Below are 14,391 nucleotides of genomic sequence, written 5' to 3' on the forward strand. Positions count from 1 at the left end.
GTTTTTGTGATGACAAAGAAAAAAAGAAAACTATTATATTCGAAAGAATCTATTATTGTAATTGTTATCTTTCTTTTGCTATCTGCTGTTTTGTGGATTCAAAAGAGTGGCGAGCAATATACAGTTACTTCAGAAAAGGATACTTATCTTAAAGATGTTCCTTCATCCAACGCGGTTTTTGACAGCTTAGCTAAGGATAGCCTAATTCTTTATGATGAAAGTAATGACACAAGCCGACGAGCGAAAGAGCAATTTTCTCAAATCCTTAAAGATATGAGAATGGGTTATCAGATAGTTGATATTTCAAAAGAGACCATACCAAATTTTTCTGACTATAAAAAGGTAGTTGTACTTCTGAGCGATTTGGAAAGTTTAGGAGATAAAGCTATTGAAATGACCGACTGGGTTGAGCAAGGGGGCAATGTTCTTTTTGCTGTAACTCTGGCTAAAGATAGTCGATTGGCTGAAATAGAACAAAAATTAGGCGTGGCAAATTCAAGCTTTGAGAATGCTTATGTTAAGAAAATTTTTATCGATAAAGATTTTATGATTGGTGGAGGAAAGAGTTATTCCATTGATGGTGCTTTCCATTCTGCTTGGGCAGTTACACTCTCATCTGATGCCAAGGTTCATGCTTGGACTGATGATGAGGCAAAAACACCTTTGATTTGGGAAAAAAAGCATGGCCAAGGGAAATTTGTTATTGATAATTTTGGAATTTATGAAAGAGCAGTGCGTGGTTTGTATGCGGCTTCTTATAGTTTGATGACGTCTGTGACAGCTTATCCAGTTATCAATGGAACTGCTTTCTACCTTGATGATTTTCCTTCACCAGTTCCTGCAGGAGATGCTACTTATATTAAGCGAGATTATAATATGAGTATCTCTGATTTTTATACCAATATCTGGTGGCCTGATTTGCTAAAGTTATCCGAAAAATACGGAGTTAAGTATACAGGTGGTGTTATCGAAAATTATGAGGATGATACCTCAGGTAATGTTCATAGTCAAAAAGATATAGATCGTTTTAAATATTTTGGGAAATCACTTTTAGCTAATGGAGGAGAAATAAGCTATCATGGTTATAATCATCAACCCTTGACCCCTAAAGGAGTTGATTATGGAGATGAGTTTCCTACCTATAAAACTTGGAAAGATAAGAAAGCTATGTCTTCTTCGATAAGTGAGTTACTTCGCTTTACGAAAGAGCTTTTTCCAAAAGGAGAGAAATCTATCTATATTCCTCCTTCAAATGTTTTGTCTAAAGAAGGAAGAGAAGTTTTACGAGAAAACTTTCCAGAAATTAAAAGTATTGCAAGTAATTATTTTCCAGGGAAATTTACTTACTCTCAGGAGTTTGAAGTCGCAGATGATGGTTTGATTGAGCAACCCCGGATTGTTTCAGGTGCTTCGTGGGATGCCTATTCAGATTTAACTGTGTTTTCTGAACTTAATATGCACTATGTTACAACTCATTTCCTTCATCCAGATGATGTTATGGATGAAGATAGAGGTGCAAAATTAGGCTGGTCAAAACTTTATACAGATTTTACTAATGAAATTGAAACATTGTATAAGATTGCTCCAAATATTAGGCGTTTGACTGGTTCTGAAATGGCGGGTTCTATCCAACGTTATGCTATACTGACCATTAATCAAAGCAAAACAGATTCTGGATTGGAATTAGAACTAGGGAATTTCCATAGCCAAGCTTATGTGATGCTTCGATTTAATGAAGGTCAACCAGGTAAAGTGACGGGTGGAGATTTAGAACATTTAACAGGAAATCTCTATATTCTACACGCTACGTCTGATAAAATATCTATTGAGGTCAAATAAATATAGAAAAGAAAGTAAAAATGAGAATTTGTTTGGTTTTAGAAGGATCATATCCCTATGTTCATGGTGGTGTCTCTACATGGATGCATCAATATATAACTGAAATGAAAGAGCATGAATTTATTGTATGGGTGATCGGAGCAAATGAATCTAAGAAAGGAAAATTTGTCTATGAGTTACCCCAAAATGTAGTTGAGATTCGAGAAGTCTTTCTAGATAGTCTAGCTGGAACTGAAATAAGAAAAAGCAGCGCTGAAGATTTAACTAGTGAAGAATATGAATCTTTAAGACAGTTGGTCTTCTGTGCTAAACCAGATTGGTCCTTAATCTTTAACATGCTTCAAGATGGAAAAATCCAACGAGATAGTTTTTTGGCTAGTGAAGATTTTTTCCATATGATTCAGGAATTGTGTGCAGAAAGATACGCTATGCAGCCAATGTCTGATGTCTTTCATACCATTCGCTCGATGCTGTTTCCTCTGTTGACCCTTCTTTCTAGTGAAATACCGATTGCAGATGCTTATCATGCCATTTCGACAGGTTATGGTGGTATCTTGGCGACATTGGCAAGCGTTCGAACAGGTAAGCCCCTTCTTTTAACAGAGCATGGGATTTATACACGGGAGCGCGAGGAAGAAATTATTCGTGCAGATTGGATTTTGCCGTCTATGCGAAAACAATGGATTGATTTTTTCTATACTCTTTCAGATGCAATTTATTCAAAAGCGGACTGTATTACTAGTCTATTCTCAAAAGCCAGAGAAACTCAGATAGATATGGGCTGCGATCCGGAAAAGTGTCGAGTCATTTCAAATGGAATTGACTATGAGTCTTTCTCTGCGATTCCTTTTGAAAGTGATGGTTTCATCAATGTTGGTGCAGCTGTCCGAATGGCTCCTATCAAAGATATTAAAACCATGATTTATTCTTTCTATGAGGTATCCGTCCAAATGCCTAATGTTCGCCTCTATGTCATGGGGGGTGTTGATGACAAAGGCTACGCTAGTGAATGTTATGACCTGGTTCGAAAACTGAAGTTAGACAATCTGATTTTTACCGGCCGGGTTAATGTCAAAGAATATCTTAAAAAGATGGATTTTATGATTTTAACCAGTATTTCTGAAGGACAACCTCTCTCTGTTTTAGAATCAATGGCAGCAGGAAAAGCGTGTGTAACGACAGACGTAGGTTGCTGTAGAGAATTGCTTGAGGGGAGAGAAGATGATAGTTTGGGTCTTGCAGGATACTGTGTCCCTCCTACTGATTTAAATGGTTTAGCAGATGCAATGCTATCTATGGCTTCTTCAGAAGAGAGGAGGATGGCAATGGGAAGAATTGCGAAAAAACGCATTGAACAGTTTTACCAGTATGGTCAAATGATTGATCAATATAGAAAAATGTACAAGGAGTATGTGAAGGGATGGCAGGATTAGGTTTTGAGCTAAGAAAGGTATATAATAAGGGAAATTTCCTTGCCAAACAAAAAGCATATGGCTATGCAGGCATAATCTATGTGGGGCCTATGATTCTTGGGATTCTACTTATCCTTGCTGTTGTATATCTTAGCGTATTTGGACGTTTTGATAATGTTGAGCGTGACCATCTTTTGGGGCTGATTTCCTACTCAATTCTGGCTTCTTTGGCTATAACTAATATATTTTCCATGGTAGTAACTCGCTATGTTTCGGACATGCTCTATGAAGAAAAGTTTGAAAAAATTCTGCCCTCGTACTTTTCTTCAGGAGCTATGATGTTGGGAATTGGGCTTGTGTCCTATGGCTTATTCTTATTTTTATCTGGAATTCCTTTGCTGGAGATTTTCTTAAATCTTCTTTTGTTTAGTGAACTATGCTTAATTTGGCATGCAGTTAATTATTTAACAGCTGTAAAAGACTATCGTAGTATCTTAAAAACATTTGCAGCAGCTATTTTGATTATGCTTGGAACAGGTTTCGTTTCCATATATTTATCTATTCCATATGGTCTGTTGTTGAGCACTTGTATTGCCTATGCTTATATTTTGGTTCAAATGATTCGAATTATGTATCGTTATTTTCCGAAAAGTTATGAGGCTAATTTCGAGTTCTTGATTTGGTTTGATGAATATTTTAATCTTTTTAAGGTTGGTATCTATCTGTTTATAGGACTCTTTGCACATATCGTTATTAACTGGTTTGGACCATTGAGTAAGGGGATAGGAGGACTTTTTCGTACAGCTCCTGTTTATGATGTATCAGCCATGTTGGCTTATCTTGTTACTTTAGTTTCTACTGTAAGTTTTGTTGTCTCATTAGAGGTTGTATTCTATCCAAAATTCAGGAAATATTATCAATTATACGATGGAGTAGGAAGTGTCGATAGAATCAATCAGACGGAAGTAGACATGCTTCGGACTCTTAGAAATGAATTAAAGTATTTATCTTGGAAACAACTTTTAGCAACCTTGCTAGCGATGTTTGTTGGGATTGTCTTGTTGGCTGTTTTACCACTCGGATTTAATAGTCAGATGAAAGGCTATTTTCAGACCTTGTGTTTGGGCTATGGGCTTTATGCGGTAGGAAATATTAATTTACTGTTGTTGCTCTATTTTGTTGACTATGAGGGGGCTAAAAATTGTAGTAAGTGGTTTGCTGGAATTTCAGTTATATTTAGTATTTTAACTCAATTTATAGATACTTCTTTCATTGGTTATGGGTTTTTGTTAGCTTCATTGGTTTTATATTTCACCACAAGTGCTCGTCTGGCTGAATATACCAAAGACCTTCCTTATCGAGTCTTAGGAAGTCAAGATATCATCGTATATGAAGAAACTGGATTCTTTACTAGACTTTATAATACTTTAGAAGCGAGGAGAAACGATGGATAATAAATGGGGTAAATTTTTACTAGTCTTTGGCTTGATGTCCCTCGCATTTATTCTTTTGGCTGTGTTTGATAATGGAGGTGGCAATGGAAACGAGAAGGTAACTCGAAAGGTCAAAAAAGAAAAGGTGCAAAACATTAATGATTTGCATCTTTATGATAAGGAAACCTTGTATAACCAAGGGGATCCGGATGTGATCGCCATGTATTTGACTGTTAGACGGGGGAATACTGTTGAAAATACTAATCATTCCTGGAGTGAAGTCAATCAGTATTCGGCTTATGACTATGAAAAAATGGGAATTAAACGTTACCAGGTAGAAGGACTTTTACAAGTTGGGAATGAAAAGGGGCCTGAATCAGGGCAGTTCGGCTTTGGTGAAGAGGTTCCCAATGCTACTGTTCAAATTAGAGGACAAAGTTCCAGTCGAGCTAGCCAAAAAAATTACAAGATAGAAATCAAAAGAAGTAAGGGAAGATGGGAAGGCCAGCGGACTATTAACCTAAATAAGCATCCCTATGACTATCTTCGATTTCGAAATAAACTAGCTTTTAAGCTGACAGAAAGTATTCCACAAATTGTAGGACTTCGTACTCAATTCGTCCATCTCTATGTTAAAGATGAGACAGGTGAACAGTCCAAAGAGTTTGAAGATTATGGGATTTACACTCAAGTTGAGCAATTAAACAAGACCGCTCTCGAAGCTCATGGACTTGATCAAAGCGGTCACCTCTATAAGATTAATAATTTCGAATTTTTTAGAGAGCCGGATGTCATTAGAAAAGAAGATGATCCGAAATTTGATAAGAAAAAATTTGAATCTCGTTTAGAGGTTAAAGGAGACAATGATCATACCAAGCTGATTGACATGTTAGATAAGCTAAATGACGAATCAGTGTCTAGTGATGAATTTCTAGAACAGTATTTTGATGCACAAAATGTTCAATATTGGATGGCCTTTCAAATCTTGATGGGCAATATTGACAGTCAAAATCGGAATATGTTTCTTTATAGCCCTAAGAACGGGACGCGCTGGTATATTTTGCCTTGGGACTTGGATGATTCTTTACACAAAAGCGAGTATGAAATCCGAAAACCAAGTGCTTTAGGAGAGAATTCTTGGCAGTATGGAGTTAGCAATTACTGGGGAAATCATTTATTTCAGCGCTTGCTTAAATCAGAACGATTCCGAACAGGTTTAGAGAGGACTGTTGATGAATTATATAAGAATCAGCTGAGTCCGCAGAATATTGGTGATTTAAGTAAGGAATATGCAAAAATAGTAAAACCATATTTGTCGCGTATGCCAGATTTAGGGCATCTATATTTTAACGAAGACCAGTATAATCAGATTCTAGCTGCTCTTCCTAAGGAAGTTGAGACGAACTATCATGCTTATAAGAAGAGCCTACAATCACCTCAACCGTTTTATATTGATCAACCAAAAGTCGAAGGAAAGAAACTTATCTTAAAATGGCTACCATCTTATGATTTTAATAATCAGCAGATAACCTATCATGTAGAATTAGCTAAGGATCCAAGCTTCAAAGAAAAAATATTGGATAAAAAAGAGATTTCAGAGCTCAGTATTGAGACAGATCGCTTACCTAAAGGTCAATACTTTATAAGAGTGTTTGCAAAGAATGAAACTGGCAATTCTCAAGCAGCCTTTGATTATTATCGTACAGATACCACGAAGGAATTTGGGGTTTCAGGATTCTATGTTATGGAAGACGGGGGAATAAAGGTTGACACTTATGAAAACAGATAAAAAAGAGCAATTTCGTCATGAGGCGAAGTATCTCATCGGTTTAAAAGAAAAAGCCTTATTAACACAACGTTTTGAGTCCATTCTTAATTTAGATAAACATGCCCAAAATGGAGGATATACTATCCGAAGCCTTTATTTCGATGACTACTGGAATAGTAGTTATGAAGAGAAGGATGCAGGGATTTTGATGCGAAAAAAATACCGTATCAGAATCTATAATTTTAGTGATCGTAGCATCAAGCTAGAAAGAAAGAAAAAATTTGAGAATTATATCTATAAGGAAGCAGCGCCTTTAACACGAGAAGAGGTAGAGAAAATTATTGAAGGTGACTATGGATTTTTACTTCATAGTCCCTATCCTCTTTGTAGGGATTTTTATTTTGAATGTATGACAAATGTTATGCGTCCCCGCGTAATCGTTGATTATGAACGTGAGCCATGGGTCTATGACGCTGGTACTGTTCGACTGACTTTTGATTCGGATGTACGAGCTGCTGTTGGTAGTTTGGATATATTTGATTCCAACTTGCCAACTATCCCAGTTCTTCCCCCAGGCAAGCTAGTTTTTGAAGTGAAATATACGGAGTTGCAACCACAGATTATCAAAGATATTATTCCACCTCAGGCTTCAGAATTTATTGCGGTATCAAAATACGTCCTTTGCTATGAAAAGACAAGATATTTGCATGATTTTGAATACTGGTATGATACAGATTATTAGGAGAGATTGGAGAGAAGAATGAGTGTTCAAGATATGATTAAAAAATCAATACTAAAATCGGAGAATTTTACTTCCCAAAATGCTGTAAAAATTCTTGCCACTCTATTATTAGCAATCGCTTTAGGAGCATTTATCTATTTTGTTTATCAGAGATTTTTCACTGGAGTTGTCTATTCTAGAAGTTTCGCAATGACCTTGATTGGGATGTCTATTCTAACGGCTATGGTAACTTTGGCAATTAGTACCAACGTGGTTATCTCTTTGGGTATGGTTGGTGCCCTTTCCATTGTACGTTACCGGACGGCTGTAAAAGATCCCATGGACTTGCTCTATTTGTTCTGGGCCATTACCACAGGAATAACCGTTGGTGCTGGTATGTACATCTTGGCTATTGTGACAGCAGCAGTCATTTTTGGAATGCTATTAATTTTTAGTCGGATGCAGCACCAAGGAAAGGTTTACATTGTCATCATTCATTACCAAGGTGATGAAACAGGTGATCGCATCATTCAATCCTTTGGTAAAATAAAATACTTTGTGAAATCAAAGACACTTCGGGGTGATACTATTGAAATGGCAGTTGAAGTCCTCTGTAAGAAGGAAGATTTCACTTTTGTAGAGAGAATTCGAAATCTTGAACGGGTTTCAGACGTGACGCTTATCCAGTATAATGGTGAGTATCACGGTTAACATGATTGGAAATGGAATGAATAAAAAATTGAGATATAGTTTAATTTTTGTAGTAGTAGCTACTATTTGCGGTGCTCTTCATATTACTTCTTTTAATAAAAAACAGGTGGATCGTGCTTTTACATATTCCACTGAAGTCCTTCCTAATCCCTTGATGGGCTATGCTCCATCAGCAGAAGAAGAAGAACTTCCAGAAGATGTTCAGCTTGTATATATGGATGTTACGTGGAAAGAACTAGAGGCTCAAAAAGGTGTTTATAATTGGGAAAAGATAGAAGAAAGTAATCAAATTGAACGTTGGAAAAAAGAGGGAAAATATATTGTCTTACGATTTGTATTAGACTACCCTTCAGATACTCCCCACGAAGATATCCCTTCTTGGCTGATAAAAGAAATGTCTGATCCCGGGGATCGCTACGCTTCTGAATATGGTAAGGGTTTTTCTCCTAACTATTCAGATAAAAACTTGATATCCTATTATCAAAAGGCTGTTGCCGCCATGGGGGAAAGGTGGGCTAAAAGTGGGCAAATTGCCTTTATTCAGCTTGGAGTTCTTGGTCACTGGGGTGAATGGCATATCAATGAGGAAGCGAATATCCGGAAATTACCAGAAGCAGAAACTCGAGAGAAGTTTATTACTCCATGGATTCAAGCTTTTCCAAAAGCCAATATTTTAATGCGTCGCCCCTTTGCAGCTGCTAAAAAGCATGGATTCGGACTGTATAACGATATGGTTGGAGAAGAGGAAAGCAGAGAAGTTTGGTTAGGTTGGGTTCGATCTGGTGGAGACTATGACCAAGAAGATGCTAAAAACGGGCTAGTTGCGATGCCTAATGCTTGGCAAACGTCACCTATTGGTGGTGAATTTACTAGTGCAGTAAGCATGGAGGCTATTTTAAAGAAAAATTTATCCCAAACGGTTAAAGAAGTTCGACAGTCCCATACAACTTTCTTAGGACCAAAAGTAGCTGAAATCATTGATGAAAAAGATGATAAGGGCTATAAAGAAGTTTTGAAAAATATGGGATATAGATTATGGGTCCCTTCGGTATCTTTAAAACCAGAAAGTGAAAAGACCCAGCTGACCGTTACCTTGTCAAACAAAGGAGTGGCTCCTTTTTATCGTAATTGGGAAACGAAGATTTATGTTTATAATAAAACAGGCAGGGTTGTGGAGACAAAGAAACTGCCAGTTGATTTAACTAAGATGTTACCTGGTAAAGAAGAGAAAGTTGAATTATCACTGTCAACCGTAGGAATAACAGATAATGATAAAGGTTATAGGGTTGCTATAGGGATAGTTTCTCCTTTGACAAACCAACCATCAATACGTTTTGCCAATAAAGGTCAGGAGAATAAAACTGTTTTAACATTATATGATTCAGCAGTAGATAGATAAAAAGAAGTGAAACGGTTGTTTCACTTCTTTTTTCGTCCTGTTACTTATATAATATGAGAATGCAAGATTAGATAGTAGCTAATAGGATATTTAGGAGAGAATCATTTGACAAAGGTAGACCTTCTTGGTAGAATAAGTATGTCGTAAAGACAAATAACTTCTTCTTGGTTGCAGGCCATGCCAAACCTGCCACTCGGATGAAGCGTAAAGAAAAGGAGTATATCATGGCAATCTCAAAAGAGAAAAAAAATGAAATCATTGCACAATACGCACGTCACGAAGGTGACACTGGTTCAGTAGAGGTACAAGTTGCTGTCCTTACTTGGGAAATTAACCACCTCAACGAACACATCAAACAACACAAAAAAGACCACGCTACTTACCGTGGTTTGATGAAGAAAATCGGTCGCCGTCGTAACCTCTTGGCTTACCTTCGTAAGAACGACGTTAACCGTTACCGTGAGTTAATCAACTCTCTTGGACTTCGTCGCTAATCTTGCGTCTAAAACGTTTCTATACTTCGTTGATTTCGCCTCGATGTACCATTAGTACAATCTTCGCCTCGTCGCCTAGTTTATAAACGTTTTATCCAGCAAGAATCATGATGCTAAGGGCGTTACAAATCCGTATGAAAATAGGGGAATGACACCGTGTTCGATGAACACAAGGAGTTTCATCTTTTTCACAAGAATTTTAGCCCGAGCTCAATTGTCTCTCTGATTTCAGAGGGCTTTTTTGTTTTATTAACTCGCTTAGGCCATGTTCAATTGAATACACAAAGTTGAAACTACTCCAATAAAGAGTAGTTTTTCTTTTTCTCTAGGATTGTAACCTAATCTCAAATCAGTTTTCAGGGTTTTGGAGTACGATTATTCGTCTTTCCCCTAAATTCATTTTAAGCTCTTCAAATATCATTTCCTATTCTAATTCTTCTAATTTCTCCAAACAAAAAGCTCTTCTATGATTTTAGAAGAACTTTTTCTATCAGCGACTTTACTCTTTCAAGAATTTTTGGATTGCAGGAGCGGCAGTGATAGCAAATCTTTCGTCGATGCGATGCTCCCCACCTTCCACAGTGACCAGCTCTGCATTTGGAATGGTCTGGCTCGCTTCGGCCGCATACTGGTAGGGCACGACTGCATCATCAGTGCCGTGGATAATGAGGGTCGGAGCGGTGATTTTGGCCTGCTCTGCCTGGATGTCAATGTCTAAGGCATCGATTAGATAAATCTTGCCCAGAGTAGTATTGTGGTGTGTCAGGCTATCGGGAAGTTGATCGAAGTCTGGGCTCCCTAGCTCACGATAGGTCTCTTTGGCATCGTCAAAAAGAACGAAAGCTGGAAAGATAAGCAGGAGTTTGTGTACGCGGTCCGGATAAGCAGCAGCATAGAGACTGGCAACGACACCGCCTTGGCTAGCGCCGAATAAGCTCATTTTGCTCTTGTCTACAAAGGTCTCGGAACGAAGCTTTTCCATGACTTGGGTCAAGTCTGCGAGTTCGGTCTTGACCGACATATTCAGCATATCTTGTCCACCGCTCTTCGATTGGCGACTGCCACCGTAGAAATCAAAGCTGTAAACCAGATAACCTTGCTTTGCCAACAGCTGGCTATACATTTCATATTGCTCAAGGGTGTTGTTCAATCCATGTGCGATAACAATAGTCGGCATTCTTTTACTCTTGTAGTCAGAAGGAGCAGTAATCTTTCCGTAGAGCTGCTTGTCGTCGTATGAAACACTGTACTCTTCAGACACGATGTCATCAGTAGGAGTCGGTTGATTGTCGGTTTTCTCGCTAGAAGCTGTCTGTGTAGTTCCTAGCTTAGGAGGAGTAGAGTTCAGTTTGGTCTGGGAGTGCCAGAAGAACAGAGCCAGTCCTGTCAAGATCAAGACTGCTAAGAAAGTCCAAATATACTTCATAGTTCTCTCCTTTCAGTATTTGTAGTATTATAGCGGAAATGAATGTATTTTACAAGAAGAGAGCTTTCTTGTTTTTTGATTTTTCTGCCTTTCATACAAGAAAATCCAATTCATTTATCCAAGCGAGATTTCGATAACCTTGAATTTTTTAGAAAATCTTGCTAGACTGTAGCTACTAAGATAAAAACACAGTTCTGGTTGGTAGTCCAGACGCAAAAATCCATTTTTTTTCAGTAACCTTCCTCCTTGGTTGTCCATTCTTAGGGATTTTTAAAGGAGGTGCTGTCATGGATAAGATTTCAATGACGCTGACAGTTTATTTTGAAGAGGGATTTTGGCACGGTCTTTTCGAGCAGGAACATGCTCAATCTTATAGAGTTTGCCGAGTCACCTTTGGTGCAGAGCCTAGCACGCAGGAATTGTTGGATTTTCTAAACCGTTATTATCATCGGTTGCAATTTAGTCCTAGCATCAGGGTAAAGGAGAAGGCTAAGTCCATCAGTCCCAAACGCTTGCAGAGACAGGCTAAAAAAGAGCAGCTGGCTTCACGTTCTTCAAAGTCTCAGGAAGCGCTGAAGCTGCAATTTGAAGAGCAAAAGAAAATCGCTCGAGTCAAGCGCAAGCAGCAGAAAGAACTGGCTAAGCAAAGGAAATTCGAACTCAAACAGCAAAAACGGTTGGAAAAGCACAAGGGGCATTGAGCCTGGTTTTTCTTATTTATATGGGAAAGTCTTCCGATGGGAGGCTTTTTTGTTTGTCAGGCAATCGGTGAGTGGCTTGAAAAGCGAAGTGATTTCTCCAAGTCGTTTCATTTGACAGATGTAACAAAAGATATTACAATATAATCATAAAATAAAAATTACAAGCGTAGTTTTAAAAAGGAGAAGTTATGATTGAAATTACATATTTGGATGCTGTCAAGCAGGAGCGGAAGATGACCTTTGAGTCTTATCAGGAGTTTGAGCAATCCCAGCAAGCCTGCTTGATTGGAGTGGCAGATTATTACCCAGTTAAAAAATTGACTTATAAAGGTCATGATTTGAACTACCAGGGCACTTATGGAGATGTCTTCTTTTTCCTGATGAAGCAGGATTTGACAAAGTTTGACTAAGAATAAAGGAGAAAAATAATGGTAAAAGCAATCACAGATGCGACATTTGAGCAAGAAACAAAAGATGGATTAGTGCTCATTGACTTTTGGGCTACTTGGTGCGGACCTTGTCGGATGCAGGGGCCAATCCTTGACAAGCTCTCAGAGGAACTTTCCGAAGATGAGCTCAAGATTGTTAAGATGGATGTGGACGAAAATCCAGCTACAGCACGCGCTTTTGGCATCATGTCTATCCCGACCTTGCTCTTTAAAAAAGATGGTCAAGCCGTCAAGCAGGTAGCGGGCGTTCATACTGCCCAGCAGATTAAAGCCATTGTGGCGGAGTTGGGATAAAGTAAGATTACGGTTATATAGATCTGTTTTAAAATGAGACTGCTCTTGTTTGGAGTAGTCTTTTTTATTTCGATTATAACAATAATGAGTCAATTTAAAATTTTTATTTAAAAATGCATATTTTAAGGTATAATAAGTAGAGGTAAATTTTTTTCCAAAGGGTCGCGCTAGAGAACTAGGTTATTTAAAACACGATGGGAATGTGGTGATGATTATTATTGAGTTTTTAAAATATATTTTATTTATCTTTATGATTTTTACACCATTTGTTGCTCCAGCGGTTTTGTGTTTTTTTGTAGGCTGGATGATTCCTAGAGAGCAGATAACGCAAAAAAGAATCATACTAGTATTGGCTTTGTTGATTCCTGTTTTACTTTTAATTTCGTATTTTGCTCCTCAGATATTAGGTCTGGTTTTTTGGAGTCTGATTTGGTTTTTCATCGGGTTGCTGCGAATGAAGAATTATACTAAGTCACAGTACTGGACAAGATGGCTTATATTGATAGGTTGCTTTGCTATCTATATTTTGCTCTACCTGCACTTATTCAGATCTTTTTAAATTTTTTATATAGATTAAAAATCAGCTTGAAGATTTGCTTCAAGCTGATTTTGTTTTTTTATTGCCTCAACTCCTCGCTGTAGGTAATAATCTAATCTACAGTATCAGATAGGAATTGGATGGTGTCGCGCAGTGGTTTGTCATTTTCTACATACTGTCTTGAGGATAAAAGAGGTGAAAGGAAAATTCTTTCTTATTCATCTCTTTTTATATTATTCTTTACTTGTGTGTCGCTTTCCAGAGGCAATTGCATCTGCTTCTGTCATGGGCACGACTTTGTCAAAACGTGTATTGGATGGCATGTTCTCCATGCTATACCAATATACATCCGCAGTTCCGTTTCGAGCGACATAAACCGTTCTTGTTTGTTGTTGTTCCGCTGCCTGTCTCTCTGCTTCTTGGCGTTCTTGCTCTGCAAGGCGTGCTTCTTCAGCCCGCTGGTTAATTGCATTTTGAACTCGTCCGATGCGATCCGTCAAGTTCGATTTTGTAGTTGGATCTGCAATGCGTTCGACTGCTGCCTGTGCCGGAGAAATATTTTCTGCAATCTGATTATTTTCAAGCTGTTGGACAGCCTGATTGGCTTCCTCAACAATTTTCTTAGTCTCCGCTTCTTTACGTGCTTGTTCTTCGCGAGCTTTTTTCTCTTCTTCCTGCTTTTGTTTCTGAGCTTCCTTTAACTCTTTTTCTTTACGTTCTTTCTCTTGTTTTTCTTTTTCTTTTTCTTTTTTACTGCTAGATGCTGTAGAGCTACTAGTTTGTGATGACGATGAGCTAGTTGAGGAACTATTCGATGTAAATTTTGTTACCTGGCTTTGTTCTGTCTGCTCTTTAATAACATCAGGGGTTAACTTCCCTACTGCATAGGTTCCTAATATTCCGACAATAGTGACAGCAATGGCGATATTGCGCTTTTGAATATTCGGTTTTCGTTTAGTGAAACGCCAAATGCCAAAGCATCCTCCTAGGAACATCAATGGCATGGTGATTGGTGCAAGAATGATGACGAAGAGAACTGCCAGAACAAGTAATATTTTCTTCAAGGTCGGCTTTTCAAAAATTTTTTTCATATTAAAACTCCCTTCGGATATTTATCCAAGGACATCATATCACAAAAAGGAAGCGTTTTCAATAGATATTTTTGTAAAAATTTAAAATATAGATTTTTTTAAAATTTTCTAAAGG

The 14,391-nt window shown here is 37.9% G+C and carries 14 protein-coding genes; 12 read left to right on the top strand and 2 right to left on the bottom strand.

What is annotated here, in order from left to right; translation table 11 throughout:
• Positions 1-9 precede the first annotated feature (9 nt).
• From AX677_RS03560 to rpsO, 8 genes are all read left to right on the top strand, one after another.
• A complete protein-coding gene (locus AX677_RS03560) occupies positions 10-1,839 on the top strand; it encodes a DUF2194 domain-containing protein (protein ID WP_060976193.1) in 1,830 nt (609 codons plus the stop codon).
• A 20-nt stretch (positions 1,840-1,859) separates the two neighbouring features.
• On the top strand, positions 1,860-3,272 hold the full coding sequence (gene pelF / locus AX677_RS03565; RefSeq protein ID WP_060976194.1) for a GT4 family glycosyltransferase PelF: 1,413 nt from the start codon (positions 1,860-1,862) through the stop codon (positions 3,270-3,272).
• On the top strand, positions 3,260-4,705 hold the full coding sequence (gene pelG, locus AX677_RS03570) for an exopolysaccharide Pel transporter PelG (protein ID WP_060976195.1): 1,446 nt from the start codon (positions 3,260-3,262) through the stop codon (positions 4,703-4,705). Before pelF ends, pelG begins: the two co-directional genes overlap by 13 nt.
• Entirely contained in the window at positions 4,698-6,473 is a 1,776-nt protein-coding gene (locus AX677_RS03575; protein WP_060976196.1) for a CotH kinase family protein, read from the top strand. The genes pelG and AX677_RS03575 overlap by 8 nt, the downstream gene beginning before the upstream one ends.
• Entirely contained in the window at positions 6,460-7,194 is a 735-nt protein-coding gene (locus AX677_RS03580) for a polyphosphate polymerase domain-containing protein (protein WP_060976197.1), read from the top strand. Before AX677_RS03575 ends, AX677_RS03580 begins: the two co-directional genes overlap by 14 nt.
• An 18-nt stretch (positions 7,195-7,212) precedes the next feature.
• On the top strand, positions 7,213-7,884 hold the full coding sequence (locus tag AX677_RS03585; RefSeq protein ID WP_060976198.1) for a DUF4956 domain-containing protein: 672 nt from the start codon (positions 7,213-7,215) through the stop codon (positions 7,882-7,884).
• A 16-nt stretch (positions 7,885-7,900) separates the two neighbouring features.
• Positions 7,901-9,283, top strand: a complete 1,383-nt coding sequence (locus tag AX677_RS03590; protein ID WP_032907708.1) for a DUF4832 domain-containing protein — start codon at positions 7,901-7,903, stop codon at positions 9,281-9,283.
• A 224-nt stretch (positions 9,284-9,507) separates the two neighbouring features.
• Positions 9,508-9,777 (top strand): 30S ribosomal protein S15, encoded by a 270-nt coding sequence (gene rpsO / locus AX677_RS03595; protein WP_001018251.1) that lies wholly within the window; start codon positions 9,508-9,510, stop codon positions 9,775-9,777.
• 499 nt (positions 9,778-10,276) lie between these two features.
• On the opposite strand, the gene AX677_RS03600 is transcribed toward rpsO, so the two are convergent.
• Positions 10,277-11,203: an alpha/beta hydrolase gene (locus AX677_RS03600; protein ID WP_060976199.1), complete on the bottom strand. Its 927-nt coding sequence runs from the start codon at positions 11,201-11,203 to the stop codon at positions 10,277-10,279.
• A 287-nt stretch (positions 11,204-11,490) separates the two neighbouring features.
• Between AX677_RS03600 and AX677_RS03605 the strand changes: the two genes are divergently transcribed.
• The 4 genes from AX677_RS03605 to AX677_RS09505 all read left to right on the top strand — a co-directional run bounded on the left by AX677_RS03605 (position 11,491) and on the right by AX677_RS09505 (position 13,206).
• Positions 11,491-11,904, top strand: a complete 414-nt coding sequence (locus AX677_RS03605) for a YjdF family protein (RefSeq protein ID WP_060976200.1) — start codon at positions 11,491-11,493, stop codon at positions 11,902-11,904.
• A 188-nt stretch (positions 11,905-12,092) separates the two neighbouring features.
• Complete coding sequence (locus AX677_RS03610) at positions 12,093-12,314, top strand: DUF4649 family protein (RefSeq protein WP_002899027.1); 222 nt, start codon at positions 12,093-12,095, stop codon at positions 12,312-12,314.
• Between the two features lie 18 nt (positions 12,315-12,332).
• Positions 12,333-12,647, top strand: a complete 315-nt coding sequence (trxA, locus tag AX677_RS03615) for a thioredoxin (RefSeq protein WP_060976201.1) — start codon at positions 12,333-12,335, stop codon at positions 12,645-12,647.
• Positions 12,648-12,855: 208 nt separating this feature from the next.
• Positions 12,856-13,206, top strand: coding sequence for a hypothetical protein (locus tag AX677_RS09505; RefSeq protein WP_060976202.1), 351 nt, complete (start codon positions 12,856-12,858; stop codon positions 13,204-13,206).
• Positions 13,207-13,418: 212 nt separating this feature from the next.
• On the opposite strand, the gene AX677_RS03625 is transcribed toward AX677_RS09505, so the two are convergent.
• On the bottom strand, positions 13,419-14,276 hold the full coding sequence (locus tag AX677_RS03625; protein ID WP_060976203.1) for a hypothetical protein: 858 nt from the start codon (positions 14,274-14,276) through the stop codon (positions 13,419-13,421).
• Positions 14,277-14,391: the final 115 nt, after the last annotated feature.

Origin of the sequence: Streptococcus sp. CCH8-C6 (genome assembly GCF_001557225.1) — a bacterium.
Taxonomy (GTDB): Bacteria; Bacillota; Bacilli; order Lactobacillales; family Streptococcaceae; genus Streptococcus; species Streptococcus sanguinis_C.

Excerpts from the sequence above, each read along its gene's own strand:
- AX677_RS03610 (WP_002899027.1), top strand. The coding sequence starts at position 12,093 with ATGATTGAAATTACATATTTGGATGCTGTCAAGCAGGAGCGGAAGATG.
- trxA (WP_060976201.1), top strand. The coding sequence starts at position 12,333 with ATGGTAAAAGCAATCACAGATGCGACATTTGAGCAAGAAACAAAAGAT.
- AX677_RS09505 (WP_060976202.1), top strand. The coding sequence starts at position 12,856 with ATGATTATTATTGAGTTTTTAAAATATATTTTATTTATCTTTATGATT.
- AX677_RS03580 (WP_060976197.1), top strand. The coding sequence starts at position 6,460 with ATGAAAACAGATAAAAAAGAGCAATTTCGTCATGAGGCGAAGTATCTC.
- AX677_RS03590 (WP_032907708.1), top strand. The coding sequence starts at position 7,901 with ATGAATAAAAAATTGAGATATAGTTTAATTTTTGTAGTAGTAGCTACT.
- AX677_RS03600 (WP_060976199.1), bottom strand. The coding sequence starts at position 11,203 with ATGAAGTATATTTGGACTTTCTTAGCAGTCTTGATCTTGACAGGACTG.
- AX677_RS03605 (WP_060976200.1), top strand. The coding sequence starts at position 11,491 with ATGGATAAGATTTCAATGACGCTGACAGTTTATTTTGAAGAGGGATTT.
- pelG (WP_060976195.1), top strand. The coding sequence starts at position 3,260 with ATGGCAGGATTAGGTTTTGAGCTAAGAAAGGTATATAATAAGGGAAAT.
- AX677_RS03560 (WP_060976193.1), top strand. The coding sequence starts at position 10 with ATGACAAAGAAAAAAAGAAAACTATTATATTCGAAAGAATCTATTATT.
- AX677_RS03575 (WP_060976196.1), top strand. The coding sequence starts at position 4,698 with ATGGATAATAAATGGGGTAAATTTTTACTAGTCTTTGGCTTGATGTCC.
- rpsO (WP_001018251.1), top strand. The coding sequence starts at position 9,508 with ATGGCAATCTCAAAAGAGAAAAAAAATGAAATCATTGCACAATACGCA.
- AX677_RS03585 (WP_060976198.1), top strand. The coding sequence starts at position 7,213 with ATGAGTGTTCAAGATATGATTAAAAAATCAATACTAAAATCGGAGAAT.
- AX677_RS03625 (WP_060976203.1), bottom strand. The coding sequence starts at position 14,276 with ATGAAAAAAATTTTTGAAAAGCCGACCTTGAAGAAAATATTACTTGTT.
- pelF (WP_060976194.1), top strand. The coding sequence starts at position 1,860 with ATGAGAATTTGTTTGGTTTTAGAAGGATCATATCCCTATGTTCATGGT.